Source organism: Pseudomonas sp. URMO17WK12:I7, assembly GCF_003269045.1.
Classification (GTDB): domain Bacteria; phylum Pseudomonadota; class Gammaproteobacteria; order Pseudomonadales; family Pseudomonadaceae; genus Aquipseudomonas; species Aquipseudomonas putida_J.
In genome coordinates this window covers 273,225-299,871 of the sequence record NZ_QLTL01000004.1, presented here as the reverse complement: position 1 = coordinate 299,871, position 26,647 = coordinate 273,225, and the positions used below count along the sequence as shown (strand labels likewise).

Annotated in this window: 21 protein-coding genes, 1 tRNA gene and 1 pseudogene; 8 read left to right on the top strand and 15 right to left on the bottom strand. The window is 63.4% G+C overall.

Translation table 11 applies throughout. From position 1 onward, the window contains the following. Positions 1-103: 103 nt before the first annotated feature. The 11 genes from H040_RS07440 to H040_RS07390 all read right to left on the bottom strand — a co-directional run bounded on the left by H040_RS07440 (position 104) and on the right by H040_RS07390 (position 14,451). Positions 104-1,558, bottom strand: a complete 1,455-nt coding sequence (locus H040_RS07440; protein WP_081784343.1) for a right-handed parallel beta-helix repeat-containing protein — start codon at positions 1,556-1,558, stop codon at positions 104-106. 3 nt (positions 1,559-1,561) lie between these two features. After that, positions 1,562-2,647 carry a polysaccharide lyase gene (locus H040_RS07435; protein ID WP_050437258.1) on the bottom strand — a complete coding sequence of 362 codons (1,086 nt, stop codon included), beginning with the start codon at positions 2,645-2,647 and terminating at the stop codon, positions 1,562-1,564. Between the two features lie 146 nt (positions 2,648-2,793). Further along, on the bottom strand, positions 2,794-4,197 hold the full coding sequence (locus H040_RS07430; RefSeq protein WP_027920580.1) for an alginate O-acetyltransferase AlgX-related protein: 1,404 nt from the start codon (positions 4,195-4,197) through the stop codon (positions 2,794-2,796). Between the two features lie 27 nt (positions 4,198-4,224). Continuing rightward, positions 4,225-4,854 (bottom strand): alginate O-acetyltransferase AlgF, encoded by a 630-nt coding sequence (locus tag H040_RS07425; protein ID WP_027920579.1) that lies wholly within the window; start codon positions 4,852-4,854, stop codon positions 4,225-4,227. Between the two features lie 18 nt (positions 4,855-4,872). Further along, on the bottom strand, positions 4,873-5,967 hold the full coding sequence (locus H040_RS07420) for an alginate O-acetyltransferase (RefSeq protein ID WP_027920578.1): 1,095 nt from the start codon (positions 5,965-5,967) through the stop codon (positions 4,873-4,875). A gap of 9 nt (positions 5,968-5,976) precedes the next feature. Next, complete coding sequence (locus tag H040_RS07415; protein WP_027920577.1) at positions 5,977-7,404, bottom strand: MBOAT family O-acyltransferase; 1,428 nt, start codon at positions 7,402-7,404, stop codon at positions 5,977-5,979. 14 nt (positions 7,405-7,418) lie between these two features. Then, entirely contained in the window at positions 7,419-8,873 is a 1,455-nt protein-coding gene (locus tag H040_RS07410; RefSeq protein ID WP_027920576.1) for an alginate export family protein, read from the bottom strand. Further along, complete coding sequence (locus tag H040_RS07405; protein WP_256208124.1) at positions 8,870-10,309, bottom strand: tetratricopeptide repeat protein; 1,440 nt, start codon at positions 10,307-10,309, stop codon at positions 8,870-8,872. Before H040_RS07405 ends, H040_RS07410 begins: the two co-directional genes overlap by 4 nt. Before the next feature lie 33 nt (positions 10,310-10,342). After that, a complete protein-coding gene (locus H040_RS07400) occupies positions 10,343-11,506 on the bottom strand; it encodes a PilZ domain-containing protein (protein ID WP_027920574.1) in 1,164 nt (387 codons plus the stop codon). Positions 11,507-11,522: 16 nt separating this feature from the next. After that, a complete protein-coding gene (locus H040_RS07395; RefSeq protein ID WP_027920573.1) occupies positions 11,523-13,052 on the bottom strand; it encodes a glycosyltransferase in 1,530 nt (509 codons plus the stop codon). Positions 13,053-13,143: 91 nt separating this feature from the next. After that, positions 13,144-14,451, bottom strand: coding sequence for a nucleotide sugar dehydrogenase (locus H040_RS07390; RefSeq protein ID WP_027920572.1), 1,308 nt, complete (start codon positions 14,449-14,451; stop codon positions 13,144-13,146). 524 nt (positions 14,452-14,975) lie between these two features. Between H040_RS07390 and H040_RS07385 the strand changes: the two genes are divergently transcribed. From H040_RS07385 to H040_RS07365, 5 genes are all read left to right on the top strand, one after another. Then, positions 14,976-15,350, top strand: coding sequence for a helix-turn-helix domain-containing protein (locus H040_RS07385; protein WP_027920571.1), 375 nt, complete (start codon positions 14,976-14,978; stop codon positions 15,348-15,350). A 78-nt stretch (positions 15,351-15,428) separates the two neighbouring features. Next, a complete protein-coding gene (gene gacA, locus H040_RS07380) occupies positions 15,429-16,067 on the top strand; it encodes a response regulator transcription factor GacA (protein ID WP_027920570.1) in 639 nt (212 codons plus the stop codon). Between the two features lie 6 nt (positions 16,068-16,073). Continuing rightward, a complete protein-coding gene (gene uvrC / locus H040_RS07375; RefSeq protein ID WP_027920569.1) occupies positions 16,074-17,897 on the top strand; it encodes an excinuclease ABC subunit UvrC in 1,824 nt (607 codons plus the stop codon). Positions 17,898-17,930: 33 nt separating this feature from the next. Further along, positions 17,931-18,491, top strand: coding sequence for a CDP-diacylglycerol--glycerol-3-phosphate 3-phosphatidyltransferase (gene pgsA / locus H040_RS07370; protein ID WP_027920568.1), 561 nt, complete (start codon positions 17,931-17,933; stop codon positions 18,489-18,491). Positions 18,492-18,554: 63 nt separating this feature from the next. After that, a tRNA-Gly gene (locus H040_RS07365) sits at positions 18,555-18,630 on the top strand. Positions 18,631-18,800: 170 nt separating this feature from the next. Here H040_RS07365 and H040_RS07360 read toward each other — a convergent pair. From H040_RS07360 to H040_RS07350, 3 genes are read right to left on the bottom strand one after another with little or no spacing between them, the layout of a single operon-like run. Then, positions 18,801-20,060, bottom strand: a complete 1,260-nt coding sequence (locus tag H040_RS07360) for an arsenic transporter (RefSeq protein WP_027920567.1) — start codon at positions 20,058-20,060, stop codon at positions 18,801-18,803. A gap of 7 nt (positions 20,061-20,067) precedes the next feature. After that, positions 20,068-21,306 carry an MFS transporter gene (locus H040_RS07355; RefSeq protein ID WP_081784342.1) on the bottom strand — a complete coding sequence of 413 codons (1,239 nt, stop codon included), beginning with the start codon at positions 21,304-21,306 and terminating at the stop codon, positions 20,068-20,070. A 50-nt stretch (positions 21,307-21,356) separates the two neighbouring features. Further along, complete coding sequence (locus H040_RS07350) at positions 21,357-22,856, bottom strand: sensor domain-containing diguanylate cyclase (RefSeq protein WP_027920565.1); 1,500 nt, start codon at positions 22,854-22,856, stop codon at positions 21,357-21,359. A 313-nt stretch (positions 22,857-23,169) separates the two neighbouring features. Here H040_RS07350 and H040_RS07345 point away from each other — a divergent pair, with 313 nt between their 5' ends. Together H040_RS07345 and H040_RS07340 are read left to right on the top strand one after the other, a co-directional pair. Then, entirely contained in the window at positions 23,170-24,540 is a 1,371-nt protein-coding gene (locus H040_RS07345) for an oligosaccharide flippase family protein (RefSeq protein WP_027920564.1), read from the top strand. A gap of 58 nt (positions 24,541-24,598) precedes the next feature. Then, positions 24,599-25,315, top strand: coding sequence for a glycosyltransferase family 25 protein (locus H040_RS07340; RefSeq protein ID WP_027920563.1), 717 nt, complete (start codon positions 24,599-24,601; stop codon positions 25,313-25,315). A gap of 16 nt (positions 25,316-25,331) precedes the next feature. Here H040_RS07340 and H040_RS27665 read toward each other — a convergent pair. Next, a pseudogene (locus H040_RS27665) lies at positions 25,332-25,427 on the bottom strand (hypothetical protein); the annotation flags it as partial. Between the two features lie 224 nt (positions 25,428-25,651). On the opposite strand from H040_RS27665, the gene H040_RS07330 reads away from it, so the two are divergent. Next, the gene (locus tag H040_RS07330) at positions 25,652-26,626 is read left to right on the top strand and encodes an AraC family transcriptional regulator (RefSeq protein ID WP_027920562.1); all 975 of its coding nucleotides are present in this window, start codon (positions 25,652-25,654) and stop codon (positions 26,624-26,626) included. Positions 26,627-26,647: the final 21 nt, after the last annotated feature.

Below are 26,647 nucleotides of genomic sequence, written 5' to 3'. Positions count from 1 at the left end.
TAAACCCGCTCCCACAGGTACATCACAGCATCCAGACCTATGATAATCCTGTGGGAGCGGGTTTACCCGCGAAGAAGCCGGTGAAGTCACTGCAAGAGCCAGGTCACTGCTGCCTCACCCGCACAGTCTCACCCTGACGAACAGTGGCCTCAAGCAATTGCCCCTGCAGCGGCAACAAGTCGCCGATCAACAGGTTCTGCAGCAATGGCTTGCCATCGAAGCTGTTGCCCCCCAGCAGCACATCCCGCACACCCTCCACCCGCACCAGCGCTTTCCCGACCTGCCCCAGGCGGTTGCCGCTGAGCACCAGCGGCCCGGCCAGCGGCGTGGCATTGCGCAGGCTGACGGCATATTCCGCGGTATTGCCGATGCGGTTGTCGAGCAGCGCAACGGCGCCCACCTCGCTGGCATCCACCGCGCTGCCCTGGCTGCTGGCCAGCAGGTTGTCGTCGATCACCAGCGGCGCCGCTGCGGTAGGTGCCAGGTTGCGCAACTGGATGCCATTGCCACGGCTGTCGCCAATGCGGTTGCCAGCCAGCAGCACCGCGCCCTGTTGCTCGCTGACTTCGATGGCGGCCTTGGCCGCACCGAGGATCAGGTTGCCCTCTACCAGGGCGCGGGTCTGGCCCCTCAAGCGCACGCCGCTGTTGTTGTCGATGCCGCGCAGCTGGTTGCCCTGCAGCTTGACCTGGCTGTTCTGCACATCGATGGCGTACTGCTGCGATTGCTCGAACTGGCTGCCGGTGATGGTCGCCTGGCTGTGCTGCAGTTCCACGGCACTGGACATCTCGCTGAACTGGCTGTCACGGATGATCACCGTGGCCGGTCGGGTGCTGGCCGCCTGCTGGGTGCTCAAGGCGGTGCTCAGGCCACGCGAGAGGTTGGCGTTGTAGCCCAGGCGCTTGAGCGTCGAGCCGAGCACCTGGGTATGGCTGCCAGCCCAGGCCACCACAAAGGGCCGCCAGGCGCGGTCGGTACTGCCCGGCTTGTCGCCGGCCATGCTCTGCAGGCTGGACTGGTTCAGCCCAAGCCAGCCCTGGTTGATCAGCGCCGTGCCGGCGAACGTCGACAGGTACAGGCTGGTGCCTTCGAGTACCAGCCCGGCATCGCTGCCGATCATCAGCGGGTAGCTGAGCAGGTAGCCATCCTTGTAGCGCTTGAGGATGCGTGGGTCGTTCAGTGCATCGTGCAACTGCGCCAGGGTGATGCTGCCGCCGCGCAACATCACCACCTGCGGGTGGTGTGCCTGGTAGCCAGCGATGGCACGGAACAGGCCGTTGTTGACGAATGGCTCGAACGGCCAGCTGCCGGCCTGGGACGAGAACATCGGTTGCAGGCTGACGCTGGCGCGCCCAGCCGGGCGTTGCCGTTCGGCCTGCTGGAACGCCACGGCCTGGCGCACCTGCTGGCGCAACTGGTCAGCCTTGAGCTGGCGTTGCTCACTGGGCAGGGTGTCTACGGTCTGGTTGACCGGCAGCGCCTGGCTGGCGGCCTGGGCAGTGCCTGCCAGGCACAGGGCGGCCAGGCAGGTGAGGGAAAAGCGGGCGAGGGCAGCCATGGGTCAGCTCCTTGATCCGGGCAGTGGGGGGTAGAACGCTTTGATCGGGCCGCCGAGCTGGCTGTAGTTGTCCACCTCGCCGTCTTCGCTGTCGTACAGCTGGCGCGCCAGCGCATGGCCGGGGTTGCGCTGCAGGAACGGGATCAGCCAGGCCATCTTGTACGGGGCCACATCCGCCTGGGACTGGCCCTTGAGTTCGGGCAGGTCGTCTGGGGCCAGCACCGTGCGGGCGGCGAAGTTGGCCAGCAGGTCGAGGGTCTGCTGGTCTTCGTGGCTCCAGGGCAGGCCGTTGGCGCGCGCCGATTCGGCCAGCAGCACCAGCGGCACCAGGGCGTACTGGCTGTAGTTGGCAGCCAGCTTGCTGCGCGCCACTTCCAGTGGCAGGTAGGCGTAGTTGCCGTTGTTGGCGCGCACGGCCTGGGCCAGGCCACGGCGCAGGTTGCCGTCGGCCCACTGGATGAAGTCGTCGCGGCCTACCAGCATGCCGGTGGCGGCCACGGCCCAGGCCGCCCAGTAGTCGTGGTTGTTGAAGTACACACCGCTGGCGCTGCGGCGTGGGTCGTACTCGCGGATCACCAGCTCGCCAAGGCGGGTGAACCACTTGCGCTGCGCTTCGCTCAGGTGCAGCTTGCCGTCGCTGGCCGATTGGGTCAGCAGCACGGCACCGGCCATGGCGGCCAGTGCCCATTTACGCGCGGCCATGCCGGTGCCGCTGGCATCGGGGTTCAGCAGGGCGCCGGCTTCGGCCCAGTGTTGCAGCCATTGGTCCTGGCAGGCCAGGGCCATGTTGGCGTCCTGGGGTTTCTTGGCGCGCTGGAAGCGTTTGCTGGCGTAGATCAGGCCGCCGACGAACTCCTTGACGTGCTTGCCGATGCGTTCGCTGTCGGCGTCGGGGCTGCTGCGCAGGGTCGACTTGCTGGCATCGCGCTGGTCGTACTTGCTTTCCAGGCGCAGGCTCCCGGTGTAGGGCGCGGGTGGCTCCTTGGTGCAGACCAGGGTGCGGTAGTCGGCGATCATGGCCGACTGTGCAGTGCTGTGGGGGGGCCAGATGGATTGCGCTGCCTGGGCCTGGGGGATTAACAGCGCCATGGCGAGCAGCAGTGCAGCATTCTGGGGGCGCGTTGCGCGTCTTTCGCGACGCAAGGCCGCGCCTACAGGCGATTGCGGTGCCTGGTAGGCGCGGCCTATTGTCGCGAAAGGGCTGCACAACAGCCCCAGGCTTGGCAATACATTCTTCAAAGGCACAGGCGCGTCTCCACAGCGGTCGCCGCAGTGCCGGCCTTGGTCGGCTCCATGAACACCGACAACAGATTGGCCCCGGCAAACTCCGGTGCCTTGCTCAGCTCCAGGTAGTATTGCCCGCCGGTGACCGCCGCCTCACGGCGGAACCACACCTTGTCCCGCGCACCGTTGTCGTAGTAGACGATGATGTAGAAGTCCTTGACGTTCTTGTCGCTCAGGCGAATGTCGAGAAACCCCTTCGACAGCGCCTGGCGGCCACTGCCGGCATTGCTCAGCAGTTCGATGCGCTCACCCACCTTCAAGGGCGGGCGTTGCAGCTTCGCGCCGAGCACCTCCTTGTTTGCCGCACAACCACCCTGTACTGCCGGCACCAGCTGGCGATACATCAACGGCGAGTCGAGCCGGTAGTTGGCCGGCAGTTCCCAGACGATCAGCTTGGGCGGCGCCTTGGGCTTGTAGTCGCTGGACAGCAGGTACTCCAGCAGCGAGCCATCTTCACCGACCCCGGGCAGGGCGTAGTTGAGAATGTCGACGTTCAGGTACTGCTTCAGGTAGCCATCGAAGTTGAACTGCTTGCTCTCGTCTTCGCGGGCTGCGGCGTTACTGTCGCCGACCAGGATCACTTCCGGGTCCGGCGCTTCGTCGAACAGCGCGTCGCCACCGCTGGCCACCGGGATGGTCTGGTAGCCACGGACATACTGGAAACCATAGTTGTTGCCGCACAGCGAACTCATCGCCAGGTTCATCGTGCCGTCCTTGGGCACCATCACGCCTGGCTCGGTGCGGTACTCCTTCTTGGTGAGCCCGGCATAGAACGGCTGGCGGCGGATTTCTTCAGCCATCAGTTTCGCCGTGGCCTCGGCACCGGTAGGCGTCCAGTGGTGGTCGCGGCGGAAGAAGTACTCGCCCTTGGGCGGCTGCTGTACCAGCTGCATCATCGGCGCCACCACTGCGCCGCCCTGGCGCAGCTGGCCGAGGTAGGCGGCAAGGCTGTTGCTGGCGCGGGCGTAGTCGAAACCGTGCAACTGGTCGGCGAACAGCTTGTCGCGGTGCATCAGGCCGCGGGTCGGCTGGATGGCCATGGCCACATGAATGCCCTGGCGTTCGAAGGCCTGCATCAGGCGGGCGAACTCCGGGCGCATCGGGGCGGGGATGCCGAAGTCGTTGGTCAGGTCGACGACCGAGCGGAACAGCCAGCGGTCCTTGCCAGGCACGATTTCGCGCATCAGCTTCATGCGCCCTTCGGTGTAGCGTTGCGGGTCGCTCATTGCCGGGCAAACCATGCACTGCAGGTTCTCGCAACCTGGCTTGCTCGCCTGGGCCTGCTGCGCGGCCAGGCCTGGCAGGCTGAACAAGGCCAGGGCAGCGCTCAGGCCAAAAGGTACAAGGGTCTTCATGTGCCATTCATCCTTGCAGGGCATTCATCACTCGGTCGGGTCGATGCTGTTGGCCAGGGTCATGCTGCGGTTGCCCGGCAGCAGCACGTAGCTGTACGAGCGGCCTTTCTTGAGAAACTGCTCGTCGAAGCTGGCGACCTTGGTGTCTTGCTGGTAGGCGGCGAAGTCGATCTTGATTTCGTTGACCATGCGCGTGCCGGTCTCGCCGTTGCCAAGCGCTCCGACCACCTCGTGCTTGCCATCGGATGTCTTCAGCGCGGCCTGGTTGGCGGTCAGGTTGTAGAAGGCGATCTGCGCCTTCTTCGGCTCGTTGACGTACTTGTCGCTGATCAGCTTCAGTTGCTTGCCGTCGTAGACCACGGTGCTGGCGGCATTGGCCTTGAGCTGCGGTTCGATCGACTTGCCGCCGACGGCAATCTTGTGCGGGCCGGCGGGGGTGAAGCGGTAGCCGCTGAGCTGGCCGGCAGCGACCCGCTGCGGGTTGACCTTGCCGCTGAGGCTGACGTCGATGTTGCTGTCGGACAGGTTCAGCACCCGCACGAATGCCGAGTCGGCCGGGGCTACGGCGTCATACAGGTCGGCGTTGCCTTCGGCGGCCAGGGTGGCATGGCTGGCAGTGGCCAGGGCGATGGCGGTGAACAGCGAAGTAAGTTTCATCAGGCTCTCCTTGAATCGTCAGAAATGCTGGGGCGCAGCGCTGCGGCTGAGCGAGCCGGGGCGATGGGCGAGCAGGGTGCGCAGGGGGAATTCCCAGACCACGGTATCGATCTGCGTGTTGGCCAGTTGGTCGCTGGCGAGGAACTGGTTCATGGCTTCGAACGGGCCGCGGGCTTCCACGGCGATGCTCAGCAAGTCGCGGTTGAGCGCCTCCTTGAGGAAGCCGACGAAGTTCCAGTCGTCGATCTTGCTGTAGCTGGTACCGACCAGCAGCAGGCTCTGGTCTTCTTCGGCGAACAGGTCGTCGGCGCCTTGCGTGGCCTTGAGGGTTTCGTACAGGGCGATAGGGTTGGGGCCGAACTGCGGCGCCAGGCGGGCATGGTCGAACTGGATATAGTTCATCAGGTCGCCCTTGACGCTCTTCTCACCGGCCTTGCGTGACACGTACACCTGGTCACCCAGCAGTTGCGGGCGCTGGCGTGCCAGTTCGTATGCCGCCAGCCGTGCCCCTTCCGGGCTCCAGTGGGTGTCGGACTTGAGGAACAGTTGCGGGCCTTCGAGGTTGGCGAGGAATGCCCCGCGCAGCGGCACCACGTCCAGCTGGCGGCTTTGCAGCTCGCCGACGAAGTGGTCGTAGAGGCTGGCCACCCGTGGGTCGAAAGCGTGCTGGGCATGCGCCGCGTACACATCCAGCTTCATCGGCAACGGCAGGATCACCAGCTGCTTGCCATGCTCGGCCAGTTGCGCGCGAACCTTGGCGATCTGCTCCAGCTGGCTCGCCAGGTTGGCTTCGAGGTCGTTGGGCACGCGGTATTCCTGGTTGGTGTAGAGCCAGCCATCCTTGCCCAGCACCACGCCCTTGGTGCCTTCGTCGAACAAGTGGAACTGGGCATCGGCCCACAGTTGCACCGACGGCTCGCGCAGGAAGAAACGCTTGTCGTAGGCCTGCTCGAACTTGCGCAGCAGCTTGCCGTCGACAAACAGGTTCCAGGTGTCGGTCGAGGTGCGGGCAAAGCTGAACACCGGTGGCAGCGAATAGACGAACATCGCCGCCAGCACCACCACGAACAGAATGCCATTGGCCTTGCTGGCCGAATTCATCACCGGGTACATGGCACGCTCCTAGAACTGGAAATACAGGAAGGGTGAGAACGAGTTGGCTGCCAGGCTGCTCAGCGCCAGCAAGAAGCCCCCCCACAGCAGCACGCTGTGCAGCGCGCCGACATGGCGCATGAAATAGCCTTCCTTGTTGCCGGCGTAGAAGCGCAAGTTGTTGATCCCGGCCAGTACCAGCCAGGCCAGCGCCACCAGGGCAAAGGCCATGGCCATCTTCGAGGCGCCAAGCACGTACAGCTCGAGCGAGCCGAAGCCGTTGAAGCCGAACAGCGCCTTGTAGATGTCGATGCTGTGGCGAAGATCCATGGTGAAGAACAGCGGCATGCTCAACACGATCAGCAGGCCTGTGCGCAGGTTGCGGGTCAGGCGGTAGGGCGCACCGACCTTGGTCGCCAGGTTGAACTTGCGTTCGAGCACCATGCCCACCCCAAAGAACAGGCCCCAGCAGATGAAGGCGAAGCTCGCGCCGTGCCACAGGCCCGACAGCAACATGGTCCAGACCAGCGCCGGCATCGCACCGGCCACGCGCTTGCGCACCAGCGGCAAGTACACGTAGTCGCGCAGGAAATGCGCCAGGGTCATGTGCCAGCGTGCCCAGAACTCGGTGATGCTCTGCGCTACATACGGCTGGTTGAAGTTCTCCGGGAAGCGGAAGCCCATCATCAGCGCCAGGCCCAGGGCCATGTGGCTGTAGCCGGCGAAGTCGAAGTACAGCTGCAGGGTCGAGATCACCAGGCCGAACCAGGCATCACTGAACTGCAGCGTGCCTTCGCTGACGAACAGCAGGTTGATCGGCGCCAGGCGGTCGGCGATCAGCACCTTCATGATGAAACCGAGCATGAAGCGGCACACGCCCAGCGAGAACAGTTCCAGCGAGTGAGTGCGTTCACGCAGCTGTGGCGCCAGCTGGCTGTAGCGCAGGATCGGCCCGGCCACCAGGTGCGGGAACAGCGCGACGAAGGCGGCGAAGTCGATGAAGTTGCGTGTTGGCGTGGCGTCCTTGCGGTAGATGTCGACGATGTAGCTCAGGGCATGGAACACGTAGAACGAAATGCCCAGCGGCAGGAAGATGTTCTCCAGCGTCCAGGTGTTGATACCCAGCGGCGCCAGCAGCATGGCCAGCACCTCGGCGCCGAAGTTGGCGTACTTGAAGTAGCCCAGGGTCGCCAGGTTGCCGGCCACGCCGAGCCACAGCAGGCGCAAGGCCATGGTTTTGTTGCCGGCGTCCAGGCGTGCCTTGATGCGCAGGCCGAACCAGTAGTTCCAGTAGGTGATGCCGACGAACAACAGCAGGAAGTCCGGTCGCCACCAGGCATAGAAGATGTAGCTGGCGGCCACGATCACCGTGGAGCGCCACTGCGCCTTGGCCAGGAAATACACGGCCAGGAACAGCGGCAGGTAAAGGAACAGGAACACATTGGAGGCGAAGATCATGGCACGGCCCTTCCTTAGTAACTGATCACCACGCCGACGCTCAGCTGGTAGTCGTCGCCGGTTGCCAATGCACTGCCGGCATTGAGGTAACTGGCGCTGACCAGCGCGTTGACGTCCAGGTGCTTGCCATCGATAGCCACCGGAAACATCTTCCAGTAATAGTTGAGGTCGACCATCTGCCCGACGTTGCGCCCGTTGCCGTTGCTGCCCTGGTTGATGGCGCGGTTACGCTCGGCACGCTGGTCGCCATTCATGCGGATCGGCAAGGTGCCGTCGGCATCGCGCAGGTCGAGCTGGGTCACCCGCAGGTCCAGCGCGCTGCGCGGGGTGGGGCGGGTTTCCACGGCGAAGCCGTAGTAGCTCAGGTTGCGCAGGTCGAGGGCGACGAACGAACTGGTCAGGCGGGTGCTGTAAGAGCCGCTGCGGGTGATGCGGTCGGACTGGATGGTGTTCAGGCGGAAGCCATCGTTTTCATCGCTGGGCTTGTCGGTCAGGCCACCACGCAGCGCCAGGCGTGGCGTCCATGGCAGGCTGTCGAAGCGCTTGCCGACTTCGCCCAGCACCGCCCAGCCCTTGCTGCCGTGGCCGGTGGTGGTGACGCCGTTGCCGTCGGTGTTGTCCATCTTGCCGTCCAGCGCTGCCAGTTCCAGGTGGTAGTCGCTGAGCACCGGGTAGGCGAGGTTGTCGCCCTTGAAGAACAGCCCGTAGCGCATGCCCTTGAAGTCGTAGCGGTCGTCGGCGTCGTGGCCGCTGTGGTCGTTCTCGTGCATCAGGCGCACACCGACCTGGTTGTTCTGGCTCCAGCGGTAGGCGTACTGGCCCATCAGGTAGGTGGTGCGCTCCTCGCTGTCGGCCAGGCGGTTGACGTCGGTGTTGTAGTTGTGGAACTTCTGGCCGACGGCGAAGAACGCCTCGGAGAAGGTGTCCTGGTAGTTGAAGCGCAGCGATTCGAGGCTGTCGTCCCACCAGATGCCGTAGTCGTCATAGAAGCGCTGGCGGCCGAACGAGGCCGAGAAGCGCGGGTCGTCGCCGATCAGGTTGCGCTTGACGTACAGCTCGCGCAGTTCGGCGTACCAGCCTTCGGGCTGCTCGCGTTCGTTGCTGTTGCTGGCTTCGTTGGTCAGGTTGCTCGACTGGCTGGAGTCGTAGTTCAGCCACAGGCGGCCGTAGACCATCCATTTGGCCCAGCGCTTTTCTGGCGAGTACCAGGCGAACGACGGCTCGTAGCGCAGGCTGTAGAACGTCTCGCGGTCGCTACCGACCTGGGAGTCCTCAGGACCGTAGCCGGTCTGCACGGTCAGCTTGTTGAACACTTCCGAAGTGATCACCGGCTCGCTGCCATCCAGGGTGGCGACGCGCACCGGTTCGTTGCTGTCGGCTTCGGGGCCGGTGATTTCTTCTACGGCGAAGGCCGCCGGCAACGGTGCCAGGGCCAGCAGGGCGCCGAACAGGGGGTGGTGCGCTTTCACAGGGTGGCCTCCTTGTACAGCCCGTTGCGAGCGGCCAGGGCGCGCTCGATGTCATCCTTCGGCAGGGTCTTTTCCAGGCGCTTGATCAGGCTGCGCGCGCCGCGTTCACCCAGGTCGAGGGCGACGCGGGCGTAGGTGTAGGCCTTGACCGGGTCGTGGCACAGGGCACGGCCGTAGGCGTGCAGGGTGGCCATGCGGTACCAGGCGGCGGTGTTGCCCTTGTCGGCTTCGGCCTGGAACAGTGCCAGGGCCTTTTCCTGGTCGGGTTGGTCCTCGACGCCCTTGCTGTAGTACTCGGCCAGCAGCAGGCCGGCACCGGGGTAGCCGCTGGCACGCAGTTCGTCGATCAGCGCGCGGGCTTTGTCCGGGTCCAGGGTCAGCCAGTTGTTGACCATGTAGAACTGCGCCTGCAGCGCCTTGGCCCGGGTCGGTTCGCGTTCGCGCACCTGGTCGATCAGCGCCTGGGTTTCCTCGGCGTTGTGCTCGGTCGGGTTGGAGATCATGTAGTTGGCCTTGGACACCATGGCCGGCACAAACCCACGGGCCACGGCCACATCGCGCCAGCGTTGGACGCGGGCGGTGGCCAGGTTCAGGGCGTCACTCTGGGCTTTTTCGCGGGCCAGCTGTTCGGCGGTTGGCGGCAGCTTCTGGGCGCCGGGCGCGCTGGCCTGGCTCTCGTAGCGGTCGGCTTCCTGTTCGGCGCGCTGCACGCTGGTGATACTGTCGAGCAGCGCGGCGATGCGGTGGATGATTTCCACTGGCAACTGTTCGCGCTCAGGCTCGAGCTGGTCGGCGAAGGGCGGGAACAGGCGGTCCTGCTGCTCGCCAAGGAAGGCGTAGTAGCGGTCCAGGGCACGCACGTCCACGCGCACCGCCTGGCGATACCAGCGCTCGGCGCCGGCACGGTCACCCTGGCGTTCGGCGAGCACGGCGTGGTACAGCTCGGGGCGGCAGTTGAGCAGGCAGGCTTGCTGGTACAGGGCCAGTAGCTGGGCGGCCTGTGCGGTGTCGACCAGCTCCGGGTAGGTCAGGAACACTTCCAGCGTGGTGCTGGTGTTGCGCGGGTCGAGGTTGGCCGGGTAGCGCGTCAGTGCTTGCGCCATCCAGGGCCGTTGCGCCTCGCGCAGGCTCGGGGTGCGGTCGATCAGGCGGGCCAGCGAAGCCAGTGCCGGGACCATGCCATGGCCGTCGGCAAAGGCCTTCTGATAAAGCGCCACCACTTCCGCGCGGCTGGCGTCTTCGCGCCCGGCCAGCACATCGCCAAGCAGCAAGGTACTGGCCAGGTCGCCACGGCCAGCCAGCTCGCGCAGGTCGCTGGTGACTTCGGCCGACGGGTCCTTGTACAGCGCGTAGCGGATCTGTTCCAGGCTCTGCCCGGCGCTGGCCGTGCTGGCACAGGCCAGGGCCAGGCCGGCCAGCAGCAGGCGGGGGGGCATGTTCACGGTCATGGCGTCATCGTCCTCGGCCGCTTAGCGCGCTGCGCCGAACGGCAGGCCCAGGAACAGGTCGACCGCCACCGCTTTCTGGTAGGCATCGGCCGGCAGCGGGCTGTCGGGCTGGATGGTCAACGCCAGGTTGCGGTTGACCTCATCGACACGCGCATCGACCACCTTGCCGCTGTAATGCTGGTCGAGGCCGAACACCTGCATGTCCACCGACTTCACCCGGTCGACATCGGCGAGTTTGTCGAAGGGCACGTTGGCGCGCACGAACAGGCCCTGGTCCTTGGGCAGCAGGTGCATCAGCGGGGCTTCCTTGTAGCCGTAACCGTCCAGGCGCTGGCTCGGGTAGTAGACCTGGCAGTCGCACGGGCTGTTGATCACCGTTTCGATGGTGGCCCGGCCGAGCAGGGTCTGCAGGTCGCCCGGCGACAGGTCGGCGACGGCCTTCATGTCGGCCGGGCTGGTGAAGCTGGTAGCCAGCTGCGTGGAAATGCTGGCCAGCGGCTGGCCGGCCTGCACGTCGGTGGCGCCGGCGGGCAGCAGGTACTTCACATAGCCGTTGTCGGGCATGCTGATGACTTGGGCGTTGGCCGCCACCTGGGCCTGCAGCGCCGGGATGCGGAAGAACAGCAGGTAGCCCTTGTAGCCGACGAAGGCCAGCGCGGCGACGCCGGCGGCGGTGTACAGCAAGGTGCCGGCCATGGCCTTGAGGCGCGCGCCCGGGGTGCGTGCGCTGGCGTACTTGTGCTTGCGCTCCTTGATGTAGTTCTCGCGCTGCATCACATTGAACAGGCCATTGATGTCGGCGATTTCGCCCGACATGTAGGCGCTGATCAGGTAGCGCAGGATGTCGCGCTTCTGTGCGTCGAGCTCGACGAACTGTGCGCCTACATCGCTGCCGCGCTGGGAGACGATACGGATCTTGCTGTCGATGTTCAGGTCGACCTGGTTCAGGCGCAGGCGGATCGAGGCGTCGTACAGGGTGCCGACTTTCAGCGGAGCGTCATGGCTCAGGCCCAGTCCACCCAGGGAAATATCCTGCAGGGCCACTTCGAACGGGGGCTGGCCGGCACTGGCCAGGCGCACCCGCGCGTTCATTCGGGTGCGCACATACTGGCGCTCGTCGACCGCTTCGTGGACGATATTGGCCGCTGTCTTGCCCGGGGCCGCGGGAATGTTCGTGGTACTCATATGCAGGCGCCTTTCCTTAACGTTGCGAGAGCTCTAGGAGAACGGTGATGACCCCGAAGAAGATGGCGATCGAGGAGCACAGCATCGCCTTCGAGGACCAGCGGTTGAGGCTGGCGTCGAAGTCGACGCTGCCAGTGGCCAGGGTGGTCTTCTGCCGCGTCCAGCTTTGCTGGTCCATGTGGAACATCGCGTAGACCTTCATCAGCGAACCGACTATCTGGTTGTAATAAAGAACGAAGGGGTACATCGGGCTGACCGGGTGGCCGGCGAAGACGAACAGCACGGTCACCAGGCTGCGTGAAATCAGCACCCAGAACAGGTACACCAGCAGGTACTGGATGCCGAACACCAGGCCGGCCACCACCGAGGCGGTCAGGCCCATCAGGCAAGTCCACATCGAGACACGCTGGTCGAACAGCACGTACAGGGTGAACAGCCCCAGGCGGGCGCGGCCGAGCAGCGCGGTGGCGCGGAAGTTCTGCCGCAGCGAGTTGCCGTACCAACGGAACATCAGCTGGCGGGTGGCAATCCAGAAGCTGTCGCTGGGCGGGTGCTCGACGGTCAGGGTGTGGCTGTCGGGCACGTAGTAGGTGTTCCAGCCGGCGCGCATCAGGCTCAGCCAGCTCGACTTGTCGTCACCGGTGAGGAACTGGAAGCGGCCCAGGCGCCAGTGCTCGAGGAAGTCGGCTTCGACGTCGCGGATGAACTCGGGGTCGGTCATCACTTCGGCGCGGAAGAACGACAGCCGCCCGGTCAGGGTCAGCACCCGGTGCGACAGGGCCATCGAGCACATGTTGATGTGGCGCTGGACGAAACGCATCGAGTGCCACTGACGCATCCAGCGGCTGCCTTCGACTTCACAGAATTCGTTGGTGGTCAGGCCACCCACGTCCGGCAGCACGGCGAACAGCTTGACCGCACGCTCGACGCAGCCGGGCAGCATCATGGTGTCGCCGTCGACCACGCCGACCACCGCATCACTCAGCGGCATTTGCCGCGACAGCGCGCGGAAGGCATGGGCCAGGCCGTCACGTTTGCCGGTGCCGCGGGCGCGGACGATCACCAGCTTGATGTCGTCGCGGTCCTTGACCTCGTTGCGCATGATGTCCTTGATGAAGGTCTCGTCGCCTTTCTCGACGATCGAGGCGATCACCGTGCACGGCACCTTCAGCCGTTGCACTTCCTGGAACACCGACTGGTAGACCTTGAAGGTGGTCATGGTGGGGATGCGGAAGCTGGTCACCACCATGAACATGTGCGAGGGCAGCGCTGCATCGCCCAGGCGCTCGACCTGCCGGCGCAGGCGCGGGAACTTCCAGTGCAGGAAGTACATGCCGCGCAGGTAATGGACGATGGCGTTGCCATAGCGCCACATGCCCAGCGTGCCGATGATGAAGATGAACAGGTGGTGGTTCGGGTCCAGGTACTGCGGCGCGACCATTTCCGACGCCAGCGCGATCAGCCCGGCGAGGCACGCCCAGCCGAAGAAGCTGGCGCTTGCGCGCAGGTAGCCGGGTGCCACGAAGGGTGGTTGCTGTCGATCCATGTCGCCTTGACTCCTTTTTTGGCGGTGCCCGCGCGCCACGCCGCCCAGGCGCGTGCCTGTGGCGGGTGGGGCGTGGTGAGGCCCTTCTCGGTTACCAGCAGATGCCTTGGGTGCGGCTGTCGCTCAGGCCGGGCATGAAGCCGACCAGGTCGATCACTTGCTTGCCGTGGTCGGCATGCAGGACGCTGGCGAAGCGCGGGTCGTTGTTGCCCAGGACGATCACCTCGGCGTCATCGATCACCTGCTGCAGGTCGCTGTGCAGCAGCGACGAAACGTGCGGGATCTTCGCTTCGATGTATTCCTTGTTGGCCCCGTGCACCCGGGCGTACTCGACGTTCTCGTCGAAGATGTGCAGTTGGTAGCCCTTGCCGATCAGGCGCTCGGCCAGCTCCACCAGCGGGCTTTCCCGCAGGTCGTCGGTGCCGGCCTTGAAGGCAAGGCCGAGCAGGGCGATCTTGCGTTTGTCCTGGCGCTCGATGAGGTCGAAGGCGTTCTGCACCTGCGAGGCGTTGCTGGGCATCAGCGAGTCAAGCAGTGGTGCTTTCACATCCAGGCTGGCGGCCCGGTAGGTGAGGGCGCGTACATCCTTGGGCAGGCACGAGCCACCAAAGGCGAAGCCCGGGCGCAGGTAGTAGCGCGACAGGTTGAGCTTGTGGTCCTGGCAGACCACATCCATCACCTCGCGGCCATCGACGCCGGCAGCCTTGGCGATGTTGCCGATTTCGTTGGCGAAGGTGACCTTGGTGGCGTGCCAGACGTTGCAGGTGTACTTGATCATCTCGGCAACTTCGATGGTCTTGCGGATCACCGGCGCGTCGAGTTCACCGTAAAGCGACTCGAGCAGGTCGCCTGACTGGCTGTCCAGTTCGCCAATCACGGTCATGGCCGGGAAGTCATAGTCCTGGATCGCTGTGCTCTCGCGCAGGAACTCCGGGTTGACCGCAACACCGAAGTCGACGCCGGCCTTCTTGCCCGAGCAATCTTCGAGAATCGGGATCACCACGTTCTTCACGGTGCCTGGCAACACGGTGCTGCGGACTACCACGGTATGGCGGCTGGCCTTGTCGCGCAGGGCGGTGCCGATTTCCCGGCAGACCGCTTCCATGTACACCAGGTCCAGGTCACCGTTCTTCTTGCTGGGGGTACCGACGCACAGCAGCGACAGGTCGGTGGCGAGGATCGCCGCTTGTACGTCGGTGGTGCCGCGTAGTCGGCCCTTGCTGATGCCATCTTGCAGCAGCTGTTCCAGGCCCGGCTCGACGATCGGCGACTTGCCCTGGTTGATCAGTTCGATTTTCGCCGGGGAAATGTCCACCCCCAGCACGTGATGGCCGCGGGCCGACAGGCAGCCCGCGCAGACCGCGCCAACATAGCCAAGTCCAAAGATACTGATGTTCATAGATCCCTCTCCCTGGGGCACGGCAAAGCCGGCCGAGATACATCGTTCATGAAGTTGTCGAAATGGCAGACGCGCAGAAGTAAGCCGCGCTCGGAAGTGGCGTTGCAGGCTGTTTCTTAGTGGTCTTATTACAGCCTAAGGGTGTTTTTATTTGTATTGCAAGCTTTGATATTCCCTTGTTTGAAAATAACTTACATCCTCTCTGTTAAAGTTTAAAAACCGTTAAAAATCAATGAGTTAAAGTTGTTGTTAGTTAGGCGTCAAAAAAATGATAACTGCACATATGGCAATAAAGTGGCGCCAAGCGCATGGCGTTTTGCCGATTTTTCCCGTTTTGCGTGCACAGGTTTGCACCGCTGGCGCGTGAAACGCCCTGTCAATCAAGGCCTCGCAGGGGTGTGGTAGTGGCGCAATACTGGCTTGCGACGCTGGCCGGTGATGGGCATAGTGACTGCACAGTCTGCAACTGCTTACAGGATTGTGAGCGGGCCCCATGACGGCAAAGGAAAAAGGAGAAACGTCATATGAAAGGACTCGGTCCACGACTGCGGGAAGAGCGCGAACGGCTGGGCATGACCCAGCGGGTATTCGGTGACATCGGCGGCGTCGAGCCCAACGCCCAGGGCAAGTACGAAAGCGGTGAGCGCACGCCGCGGGCGGACTACCTGGCAGCGCTGGCGACCCGCGGTGTGGATGCGCTTTATGTGCTCAGCGGGGTGCGTACGCCGGCACCGCTGGAAAGCCTCACTGCGGATGAAACGGGTCTACTGGGCGCATTTCGGCGTTTGCCGGCGGCCGACAAGGCGGCAATGTGGCATTTGATGGGGCGCCTGGTGAGTGAGGGCGGTGGCTTTGAGGTGACGCGCCAGTCGCGTCATGAGCGTCAGACGTTTCTGTAGGAAGTTTTACGCTAGGTCCGTCATGAAAAATTTTGTTAAGGTGGCGGGATCCAATCGCCCTGTTGACGAGGTGTCTGCTTGATTAGGGTCCTAGTGGTCGACGATCACGATCTGGTTCGAACCGGTATTACTCGCATGCTGGCCGATATCGATGGCCTGCAGGTGGTGGGCGAGGCGGACTCGGGCGAATCGGCGCTGAAGCTCGCCCGGGAACTGAAGCCTGACGTCGTGCTGATGGACGTGAAGATGCCTGGGATCGGCGGTCTCGAAGCCACCCGCAAGTTGTTGCGCAGCCACCCCGACATCAAGGTGGTGGCTGTAACAGTATGTGAAGAAGACCCGTTCCCCACCCGCCTGATGCAGGCCGGTGCCGCCGGTTACCTGACCAAGGGCGCAGGGCTGGACGAAATGGTTCAGGCCATTCGCCTGGCCTTTGCCGGCCAACGCTACATCAGCCCGCAGATCGCCCAACAGCTGGCGTTGAAGTCGTTTCAGCCCCAGGGCTCGCCGTTCGATGCGCTGTCGGAGCGGGAAATCCAGATTGCCCTGATGATCGTCGGCTGCCAGAAAGTGCAGATCATCTCCGACAAGTTGTGCCTGTCGCCCAAGACCGTCAATACTTACCGCTATCGGATCTTCGAAAAACTCTCGGTCACCAGCGACGTCGAACTGACGTTGCTGGCCGTTCGCCACGGTATGGTTGACGCAAGCCTGTAAACCCTCATGTCACAAGTCTTTGATGCCAGCGCGTTCCTGGCGACCTGCAGTGGTCGCCCGGGCGTATACCGGATGTTCGACGCCGAGGCGCGGCTGCTCTATGTGGGCAAGGCCAAGAACCTCAAGAAGCGCTTGGCCAGCTATTTTCGCAAGACTGGCCTGGCGCCGAAAACTGCCGCGCTGGTGGGGCGTATTGCCCAGGTTGAAACCACCATCACCGCCAACGAGACCGAGGCGCTGCTGCTCGAGCAGAACCTGATCAAGCAGTGGCGCCCGCCGTACAACATTCTGCTGCGCGACGATAAGTCCTATCCGTATGTGTTCCTGTCGGATGGCCAATTCCCTCGCCTTGGGATTCATCGTGGGGCAAAGAAAGCCAAGGGGCGTTATTTCGGGCCATACCCCAGTGCTGGCGCCATTCGCGAGAGCCTCAGCCTGCTGCAGAAAGCCTTCTCCGTGCGCCAGTGCGAAGACAGCTATTTCGCCAATCGCACCCGCCCGTGCCTGCAGTACCAGATCAAGCGCTGCAAAGGCCCGTGCACCCAGCTGGTCACGGCCGAGGAATATGCCGAGGACGTGCGCCACTCGGTGATGTTCCTCGAAGGGCGCAGCCAGCAGTTGGGTAACGAACTCAACGAAGCCATGGAAAAGGCCGCCATGGCCCTCAATTTCGAAAAGGCCGCCGAACTGCGCGACCAGATTGCCTTGTTACGCCGGGTTCAGGACCAGCAGTACATCGAAGGTGGCTCCGGCGACGTCGATGTGGTGGCTGCCTTCGTCAACCCAGGCGGTGCCTGTGTGCACCTGATCAGCGTGCGCGGCGGCCGGGTGCTGGGCAGCAAGAACTTTTTCCCGCAGGTGGGCATCGAGGAGGAAGTGGCCGAAGTCATGGCCGCATTCCTGTCGCAGTACTACTTGGGCAATGCCGAGCGCGAATTGCCCGGCGAACTGATTGTCAATGTGGTGCACGAAGACTTCGCGGCCATTACCGAAGCCGTGCAGAGCCTGCGCGGTCGCGAGTTGACCATCAGCCATCGCGTACGCGGCACCCGCGCACGCTGGCAGCAACTGGCGGTGACCAATGCCGAGCAGGCACTCAATGCCCGCTTGGCCAACCGCCAGCACATGGCCGCACGCTTCGAGGCCCTGGCCGATGTGCTGGGCCTGGATGAAGTGCCGCAGCGCCTTGAGTGCTACGACATCAGCCACTCCAGCGGCGAAGCCACGGTAGCCAGCTGCGTGGTGTTCGGCCCCGAAGGCCCGATCAAGTCGGATTACCGGCGCTTCAACATCGAAGGCGTCACCGCAGGCGACGACTATGCGGCCATGCATCAGGCCCTGACCCGCCGTTATGGGCGCATCAAGGACGGTGAAGGTAAACTGCCCGACGTGCTGCTGGTCGACGGTGGCAAGGGCCAGCTGAACATGGCCCGCGAAGTGATGCAAGAGCTGGCCTTCACCGACCTGACCCTGCTCGGCGTGGCCAAGGGCGTGACCCGCAAGGCCGGCTTCGAAACCCTGTATCTCAACGACGTGGCCCATGAGTTCACCCTCAAGGGCGACAACCCGGCGCTGCACCTGATCCAGCAGATCCGCGACGAAGCCCACCGTTTTGCCATCACCGGTCACCGTGCCCGGCGTGGCAAGGCCCGCCGCACATCGAGCCTGGAAGACGTTGCCGGGGTAGGGCCCAAGCGCCGCCGCGACTTGCTGAAACACTTCGGCGGCCTGCAGGAGCTCAACCGTGCCAGCATCGATGAGATCGCCAAAGCCCCCGGCATCAGTAAAAAGCTTGCCGAGTCGATTTATGCCAGCCTGCATAGCGAGTAGAATGCCGGGCTCAACCCGCAGCCAGTCGTACCGATGAATATTCCAAACCTGCTCACCGTTCTACGCGTCCTGCTCATCCCGATCTTCATCCTGCTGTTCTATGTGCCCTATCACTGGAGCTACATGGCCGCCAGCACGGTGTTCGCTATCGCGGCCGCCACTGACTGGCTGGACGGCTACCTGGCGCGTCGCCTGCAGCAGAGCACCCCGTTCGGCGCCTTCCTCGACCCGGTAGCCGACAAGCTGATGGTGGCGGTGGCCTTGGTGCTGCTGGTTCAGGTACACGCCAACTTCTGGCTGACCCTGCCGGCAGCGGTGATCATCGGCCGCGAGATCGTCGTGTCGGCGCTGCGCGAGTGGATGGCCGAACTGGGGGCGAGGGCGCATGTGGCAGTTTCCAGCCTCGGCAAATGGAAGACTGCGGCGCAGATGCTGGCGCTGGTTATTCTGCTGGCCAACCCGCCGGTGGTGAGCTTCTGGGTGGTGCTGGGCTACGGCCTGCTGCTGGTGGCAGCTGCGCTGACCTTGTGGTCGATGGTGCACTACCTGCTGGCCGCCTGGCCGCACCTGCGCGAAGGCTCAGAGCAAAAATAAAACTTTTTTGAATCAAGGGGTTGACGCCGTTTCAGATATCGCTAGAATGGCACCCATCACGACGCGGGAATAGCTCAGTTGGTAGAGCACGACCTTGCCAAGGTCGGGGTCGCGAGTTCGAGTCTCGTTTCCCGCTCCAAATAAAGATCTGCAGAGTTCGCTTGAAGTCTGCAAGTCGTGAAAAAAGGCCCTTCGGGGCCTTTTTTCGTTTCAGCTGAAAATATCAGGATCCGGATGCTGTATTGCAGTGGAGCAGGGGCGCGCGTGATGAAAGGCCGGCCAGGCTCCATCGGCGACCCTGCAACCGAATCACGCCCGGAGTGCCAGCACCCACAGTGCTGCCACCAGCGCTGGCGGCATGACCAGCACGCCAAGGCGCAGGAAGCGCCATGCACTGACGTGCTCGCCCTCCCGGCGGATGGCCACCAGCCACAACAGGGTTGCCAGTGACCCGGTAATCGACAGGTTTGGGCCCAGGTCCACGCCAATCAGCAGCGCCGCCGTCGTTTGGCCAGGCAGCTCGACGAGATGCCCCATGGCCCCGGCGATCAGCCCGGTCGGCAAATTGTTCATCAGGTTGCTGGCTACGGCGACGCCCGCGCCTGCAGCCCAGCTGGCCTTGGTGGGCGAGTGCCGGGCCAGAGCGGCCAGGGCATGGGCCAATTGCTCGATGACCCCTGTCTGTGCCACGGCTTCGACCAGCACGAACAGGCCTGCCACCAGTGGCAGCACGCCCCAGGCCACATGCCTGAGCACCGGCATCGGGCTGCATCGCTGGCGCAGGTGGATCAGCCCGGTGGTGGCGACGCCAGCACAGAACGTGGGCAGGCCCAGTGGCGTGTCCAGCGCCGAAGCCGTCAGCAGCAGTGCGCCGGTCAGTACAAGGCCCACGGCGCACAGGCGGGCGCCGTGGGGCAAAGGCTGTGGATCGCTGACCGGGGCCAGGGGCTGACGAATTTGCTGGCGTTGGGTGATGCGCAATACCAGGTAGGTCAGGCCGATGGCTGCCAGCGACGGCAAGGTGAACTGCCTGAGCCAGTCCAGAAGCGGCGGCATCTGGCTGCCGAATACGACCAGGTTGGCGGGGTTGGAGATCGGCAGCACGAAGCTGGCGGCATTGGCGATGAAGGCGCAGATGAACAGATAGGGCAGCGGTTCGGCCTTGGCCGCCCGGCAGGCCGCGTACACCGCTGGGGTCAGAACCACAGCGGTCGCATCGTTGGACAGGAACACGGTGACCAGCGTGCCCACCACGAACACCAGGTCGAACAGCCGTTGCCCGGAGCCCCGTGCATGGCGTACCGCGTACCTGGCCAGCCAGTCGAACAACCCCTCCTGGCGTGCCAGTTCGGCCAGTACCATCATACCGATCAGGAACAGGTACACATCGCCACCTTCGGCAATGGCCGCCAGGGCGGAGCGCAGCGGGATCAGTCCCAGCCCGGTCAGCAGCAGTGCGCCGCCCATGGCCCAGACGTATTCAGGTATTCGCCAGGGTCGCAGGATGACGCCGCAGGTGGCCAAGGCGGCCACGGCCCAGATGATCAGCGCGGTATGGGACGTAAGCATGGTTCGTTCAGTGTCCAGCGGATGAGGGCGTGGCGCTCAAGCGGGGTTGGGTTTCCGGGAAGGCGATCAGTACCAGAAGAAACGCAGCTGCAGCGATGGCGGCGAGGGTCAGGAACGCGGCATCGTAACCGGCCACCTGCACCACCAGGCCGGCAATCCCTGGGCTCAGCGCGGCGCCCAGGCCAAACACTGCAGTCAGCGCACCCAGGCTGACGTTGAAGCGCCCGGTGCCCTCGGTCAGGTCCTTGACCACGATGGGGAACAGCGCACCGAAGATCCCCGCGCCAATGCCGTCCAGCAGTTGCACGCTGACCAGCCAGAATGGGTTGTCGGACACCACGTAGAGCGCGCCGCGTAGCGGCAGGATGAGAAAGCCTGCCAGCAGAAATGGCTTGCGCCCCCATTGTTCGGCCTTGGCACCCGTCAGGAGTGCCATCGGTACCATGACCAGCTGCGCCGCGATGATACAGGCGGAGGTGAGGGGCGTCGCCAGGCTCAGGTTGACTTGTGACAGCTTCTGGCTCACCAGCGGCAGCATCGCCGCATTCGCCAGGTGGAAGAGGGCGCAGCAAACAGCGAACAACAGCAGCGTGCGGTTGCGCAGCAGCAGGCGAAGCGCGGCCGGGTGGACTTCGCCCGATCGCGTAGGGGACAGGCCGCGTGCAACTTCATGATCGATGGCCGCTGCCGGAATACGACTGACCGCGATGATGCTGGCCACGGTCATGACGGCCATCAGGTAGAACACCACCACCGGGCCGTACAGGTAGGCCAGGCCGCCGGCCAGGAGCGCTGAGCAGGCGTTTCCGGCGTGATTGAAGGTTTCATTGCGCCCAACGCGTTGAGTGAAGGCCTTGGGGCCGGTGATGCCAAGCGAAATGGCGGCAATCGCCGGGGCGAACACTGAGCCTGCAAGTGCACTGATGCTCTGGGTGATGGCCACCAGCCCGAATGTCGAGATCAACGGTAGCAACAGGCAGCTGCCGGTCACCAGCAACGCGGCGATCACCACGATCGCACGCTTGGCCGGTGTCGTGTCAATGAGCGCGCCGACCAGGGTCTGCGCAAGCAGTGCGGTAACCCCGGCCAGCGTCATCACCAGGCCGATGCTCGCCGGTTGCCAATGGTGCACGGCCAGAAGATAGATCGCCAGATAAGGCCCCAGGCCATCGCGCACGTCGGCGAGAAAGAAGTTCAGCCAATCGAGTGCACGTTGATGTGATCTGTTCAGCGGCGAAGTGTCCAAGCAGGGATCTCGATGGCCAGAGAGGTGGAGCACGTCACCGCAAGCCTCGCTCAGTCGACATGCAGGCGATTGCGGCCTGTTTCCTTGGCGGTGTACAGCGCCTGGTCGGCGCGTTCAAGCAGCGATAGCCAGCTTTCAGTGGCCGTTCCAGCCGCGCTGGCGATGCCAATACTGGCGGTCACCTGTCTGAAAGGACTGTCTTGGTGAGCGATAGGTTCCAAGGCCAGGCGCTCGATTATCAGCCGGGCGACGGCGACTGCGCCGTCGCTGTCGGTGGCGGGCAGAATAATTGCCATTTCCTCACCCCCATAGCGTGCCAGCAGGTCGCCAGGGCGTCGGATGCAGGTCGAGAGCAGGTAGGCAACCTGCTGCAGGCAGGCGTCCCCAGCGGGGTGCCCGTAGCTGTCGTTGTAGCGTTTGAAATGATCGATATCAATCATCAGCAATGACAGTGTTGTCCCGTTTCGCCGCGCTCTTTGGATCTCCTCGGCCAGAACCTCGTCGAAGCAGCGCCGGTTTGCCAGCCCGGTCAGCGCTTCGTGCATCGCCTGGCGTTCAAGCTGCTGATTGCTGTCGAGCAACTGCTGTTGCGCCGCTCTGAGTTCACCTTCTACCGCGACGCGTCGGCGCATGGCGCGAATCAGCAAGCCGCCAATGGCTCCGGTCAGCGCGAGCAGCCCGGAAACCACCAGCAACGACAGCATCGCCTCGAACTGCCAGGCCGCCAGTGCCTCGCGTTTGCCTAGCGCGACCGTCGTCACCAGCGGGAGCTTGTCACTCTTGCGAAACGCATACAGGCGCTCCACGCCATCCAGGCTTGAGGTGAACGAGGCGGTGCCCACCGATTGGTCGACCAGGTACTTGGCGTAGATGGGCGACTTCGAGAAGTTGCGCCCCATGTCCTGCTCCCGAAAGGGGTAGCGCACCAGCATTGCGCCGTCGGTGTACGACAGGCCGATGGCGCCGTCATGGCCCACGTCGATCTGGCCGAACAGGCGCAGGAAGTTCTCCACCCCAAGCGTCACGGCCACGACGCCGGCGAACTCGCCGCGGGCGTCGTTGAAGCGCCGGCTGATGGTGATCACCCATTCCTGGTTGGCACGGCTACGGATGGGCAGGCCGATAAAGGGCTCCGGGGATGGATCGTCGCGGTGGTGGATGAAGTAGGCTCGATCGCTGCTGTTGGCGTTCAAGGGGATTGGGCGGTTGGACGACATCAGCCAGCGTCCATCCTTGGCATAAATGGTGATGCCGCTCAATTGCGGCATCAAGGGCTGCTGACGGCTGACCAGTTGGCTCAGGCGTTCGATCTGCGCAGGCCCGCTGCCCTCGGTTTCCAGGCGTTCGACCAGACCGAGCAACAGCAGTGAGCTCTGCCGCACGATGCCTTCAGAATAGGTGGATAGCGCCTGGGTCAGGTTCAGGCCATGGATGTTGACCTCTGCCAGCGCTTGCTCGCGGGAGGCCATCACCTTCCACAGCGTCAGCGATGCAAGCGAACAACCAATGACCAACAGCAGAAGAACAACGAGGTGGATGTCACGCTTCACGTCAGTACCTGATGGAGATTCCGGTTTCTCTTGCGGGCGGTTCGTGCGCCGGGGCCTTCCGTGCGAGTCGCTAACCAGGCGGTCAGGGGGTAACTGGCTGGTTCAATGCTAGCAATATAGCATTGTGCGGGGTAGGAATGTCTGACAAAAAGTGAGGCGCAATCGTGTGCGCGAGCGCCTCTTCAACGTCACTGTTCACCCTGCTAAGCGGATTAAAACAATTGGAACAAACATCTGACGCACACGGGTGCAATAGCAACGTGGCAGATTGCGACTATAGTAACGTCTTAAAAAAACCGGATCAGTGGGTGCCATGTCTACGATCGATCTGTCGTCCTCGCAAAGTCTTCGCAAGCGCGTGTTGTTGGCCGGGGCGTTGAATATCGGGTCCATCGTGGCCTCCCAGGTCATTCGGTTGGGCGGCAACCTGATCATCACTCGCCTGCTGCTGCCCGAGATGTTCGGCCTCATGGCCATTGCCACTACGGTGTCGGTGTTGCTGCTGCTGCTGTCCGACGTGGGCCTGCGGCAAAACATCATTCAAAGCCCGCGCGGTGACGAGCCGCTGTTCCTCAATACCGTCTGGTCGCTGCAGATCATTCGCGGCCTTGGGCTGTTTGTCGTGATGCAGTTGGTGGCGCTGGCCTCATGGGTTTCCCAGCACTTCGAAGTGTGGCCAGCGCACTCCACCTACGCCGCCCCGGAGTTACCCGCGGTGCTGGCCGTTACCGGCTTTTTCGCGATCATCTTCGCCTTCCAGTCGACCAAGATCGACGTGGCCATCCGTACCTTCCAGCAGAAGAAAGTGGTGCTGGTCGAGCTCATTTCGCAAATCGCCGGCCTGGTAGTGATGCTGGTGATCGGTTACCTCACCCGTTCCATCTGGGCCCTGGTGGCTGCAGGCCTGGTCAGCACTTTGGTCACCACGGTGCTCAGCCATGTGATGTTCCCGGGCCACAGGGACCGCCCGCAGTGGGATCCGGCGGCGCTGCGCGAGATTGTCAACTATGGCCGCTGGGTGTTCCTGTCTTCCGCCGTTGGCGTGTTGGCCATGCAAGGCGACCGTATCTGGTTCGGCGGCAGCATGACAGTGGCGCAGCTGGGGGTGTATTCGATTGCCGTGGGTATTCTTGCGGCCTTCCAGCTCAGCCTGCAGCGGCTGGCCGGGGCAGTGGCGTTGCCGGCCTTCAGCGAGGCGGCCAGGAGTGGCGACATGGAGCGCCTGCGCCGCCTGTATTTCCGCTTCAGGCTGATGTTCGATGTGCTGACCCTGTTTACCTGTGGCTTCCTGTTCACCGCCAGCCCGCTGATCATCCATTGGCTTTATGACGCACGGTATCAGGACGCCGGGCAGATGATGGCGATTCTGTCGTTGTCGCTGTTCACCTTGCGCTATGGCCTGACTCAACAGATATGGATGGCCCTGGGGCTGACCAAATACATGGCCATGGACAATATCATCCGGGTGGTTGCGCTGTTCACCTTGATGCCGTTGCTGCTGGCCATTGGCGGAGTGACCTACGCGCTCTGGGGCGTGGCCCTGCATACCTTCTTCACGCTGTTCCTGATCTTCAAGACCAGCCACCAGCTGGGCATGCTGAGTATCAAGCGCGAGCTGATGGTGCTGCCGGTCATGGTGTTCGGCGCCCTGTGTGGCCAGTTCATCAGCCAACTGTTCGCCTGAGCAGCCTGTGCATCTGCAATCCCCGTTGTTCTGATCGGCTGTACCAAGGACCTGAAAGATGAATGTGATCGACTACTTTGATCGAACGAGAATCATCAATATCCCGTCCAGAACGGACCGCCGCGTAGAGACCGAAGCCGAATTCGCACGTAACGGCTTCCAGATCGATGATGAGAAGATCGGCTTTTTCCCAGCGGTGACGCCCACGGTACAGGAGGGCTTCCCCAGTGCAGGCGTGCGAGGCTGCTTCATGAGCCACCTGCACATACTGGAAGAAGCCATGCGCCTGAATGTGAAAAACATTCTGATCATGGAAGACGACATCCAGTTTTCCAGGCGCATTGGCCCATATGGCAAAAAGGCCATCGAGGCCCTGCAAAGCCTGGATTGGGACATTGCCTACCTTGGGCATTCGTGTGAAGGCAACTCGGACACCCCGCGTTGGACGCCGGTCGACCGCCCCATACACCTGGCGCACTTCTATGCGGTGAATGGCAAGAGCGTGGGCAAGCTGCGGGACTTTCTCGCGCAGATTCTGCAGCGCCCGCCCGGGCACCCGGACGGCGGGCCGATGCACTATGATGCGGCCCTCAATACGCTCATCCATACCGACAAGAACATCCAGGCCTACTACTTCACCTGGAACCTGGGTTACCAAAGGCCTTCGCGTACCGACCTGCATGCGCTGTCGATCTTTGACCGGCTGGCCATGCTGCGGCCGTTAATGGCCCTTTATCGGCGCTTGAAAGCAGAGAAACTCAGGCGAACCCGATAACACTCACACCGCGCTTTCAGCTCAGCGCCGCAGCCTGTTGAAGGTTCAGTGACCGTGTCTCCGGCGCCGGCTTCCACGACAGCATCAAACCGAAGAAGGTGAGGCCTGCGGCCACCTACTTTCTCGACCTTTTCCGCCGAAGTGCTGTCGATGCTCATGCATGGCCGCTACAGCTGGGCGGCCGCCCCGGTTTCGGCCCATGTGCTGGGTTCGTTGCTGATGACCTTCGCCGGTTTTGCCTTGGTGCGCTGGCTGGGCTGAGGCAGGTGTCATGCGCCCGTCATGCGTGGCTGATAGTGTTCCGGTCCCCTTTCGTGGCACAAGGTGTGCGACACGGTGTATTCCGGCACGACCCGCAAGCAGTTCATGCTGCGTTCCTGCGACATGCGCAGCGACGAGTTCGCTGCTTTGTTCACGCAACTGTACGGCAACCTGTATGCCGACATGCCGCCGCTGGGCGAGGGCATCGCCATCGGTGGTGTCTATGGCCGCTTCGACGGCATGAGTGTGCGGCGCATGCAGTATCAGGGCGACTTCACCATCGTACTGCCGGCGCCGCAGGACGAAATCACCTTTGTGCTGCCCACTGCGGGCAAGATCATCTTCGACCACCGCGGCGAGTCGATCGGCGGTGCCCAGGTCGGCCTGGCGGTGGACAAGCTCGACATCCGCTCGGTGCGCATCACCGAGGGTCACGCCCAGTGCGGCATGTCGATCCGCCGCGGTGCGTTTACCGAGCGCCTTTCGACCTTGCTTGAACAGCCATTGCCAGCGCCGATTCGCTTTGCGCCGCAGGTAGACCTGAGCCATCCGGCGTTTCAGGGGATCCGGTCCTTGCTCGAACTGGCAACCGGTACCGAGTTCGACCAGCTGATCAGCACCGGTCTGCTGATGCCTGTGCGCTTGCAGGAGATGCTGGTCGACGCGCTGCTCGAAACCTGGCCGCACAACTACAGCGAGGCGCTGCACAACCCGGCACCGGCAATTGCACCGCGCCATGTGAAGGTGGCCATGGCTTATCTGCGCGAGCACCCCGCCAGCCAGGTCAGTGTCAGCGAGTTGGCGGGGATGGCCAATGTCAGCCTGCGGGCGTTGCAGGATGGCTTCCGGCGTTTTGCCGGGACGTCGATCGTTGGCTATCAGCGGCAGGTGCGGTTGGAGCAGGCGCGCGAAGTACTGGCGCGCGGGGAGGGAGGGTCTGTGGCAGAGGTTGCCTTGCGCCATGGTTTCAGCAATGCCGGGCGATTTGCCCAGTATTTCAAGTTGGCATTCGGGCTCAATCCCGCAGATATGCGGCGAGATCGCCGATAGTGGGGCCGCTGTGCAGCCCCT

Bases quoted from the DNA above. Each gene is read 5' to 3' on its own strand.
- H040_RS07440 (WP_081784343.1), bottom strand. From the start codon at position 1,558: ATGGCTGCCCTCGCCCGCTTTTCCCTCACCTGCCTGGCCGCCCTGTGC.
- H040_RS07435 (WP_050437258.1), bottom strand. From the start codon at position 2,647: ATGGCGCTGTTAATCCCCCAGGCCCAGGCAGCGCAATCCATCTGGCCC.
- H040_RS07430 (WP_027920580.1), bottom strand. From the start codon at position 4,197: ATGAAGACCCTTGTACCTTTTGGCCTGAGCGCTGCCCTGGCCTTGTTC.
- H040_RS07425 (WP_027920579.1), bottom strand. From the start codon at position 4,854: ATGAAACTTACTTCGCTGTTCACCGCCATCGCCCTGGCCACTGCCAGC.
- H040_RS07420 (WP_027920578.1), bottom strand. From the start codon at position 5,967: ATGTACCCGGTGATGAATTCGGCCAGCAAGGCCAATGGCATTCTGTTC.
- H040_RS07415 (WP_027920577.1), bottom strand. From the start codon at position 7,404: ATGATCTTCGCCTCCAATGTGTTCCTGTTCCTTTACCTGCCGCTGTTC.
- H040_RS07405 (WP_256208124.1), bottom strand. From the start codon at position 10,309: ATGCCCCCCCGCCTGCTGCTGGCCGGCCTGGCCCTGGCCTGTGCCAGC.
- H040_RS07400 (WP_027920574.1), bottom strand. From the start codon at position 11,506: ATGAGTACCACGAACATTCCCGCGGCCCCGGGCAAGACAGCGGCCAAT.
- H040_RS07395 (WP_027920573.1), bottom strand. From the start codon at position 13,052: ATGGATCGACAGCAACCACCCTTCGTGGCACCCGGCTACCTGCGCGCA.
- H040_RS07390 (WP_027920572.1), bottom strand. From the start codon at position 14,451: ATGAACATCAGTATCTTTGGACTTGGCTATGTTGGCGCGGTCTGCGCG.
- H040_RS07385 (WP_027920571.1), top strand. From the start codon at position 14,976: ATGAAAGGACTCGGTCCACGACTGCGGGAAGAGCGCGAACGGCTGGGC.
- uvrC (WP_027920569.1), top strand. From the start codon at position 16,074: ATGTCACAAGTCTTTGATGCCAGCGCGTTCCTGGCGACCTGCAGTGGT.
- pgsA (WP_027920568.1), top strand. From the start codon at position 17,931: ATGAATATTCCAAACCTGCTCACCGTTCTACGCGTCCTGCTCATCCCG.
- H040_RS07360 (WP_027920567.1), bottom strand. From the start codon at position 20,060: ATGCTTACGTCCCATACCGCGCTGATCATCTGGGCCGTGGCCGCCTTG.
- H040_RS07345 (WP_027920564.1), top strand. From the start codon at position 23,170: ATGTCTACGATCGATCTGTCGTCCTCGCAAAGTCTTCGCAAGCGCGTG.
- H040_RS07340 (WP_027920563.1), top strand. From the start codon at position 24,599: ATGAATGTGATCGACTACTTTGATCGAACGAGAATCATCAATATCCCG.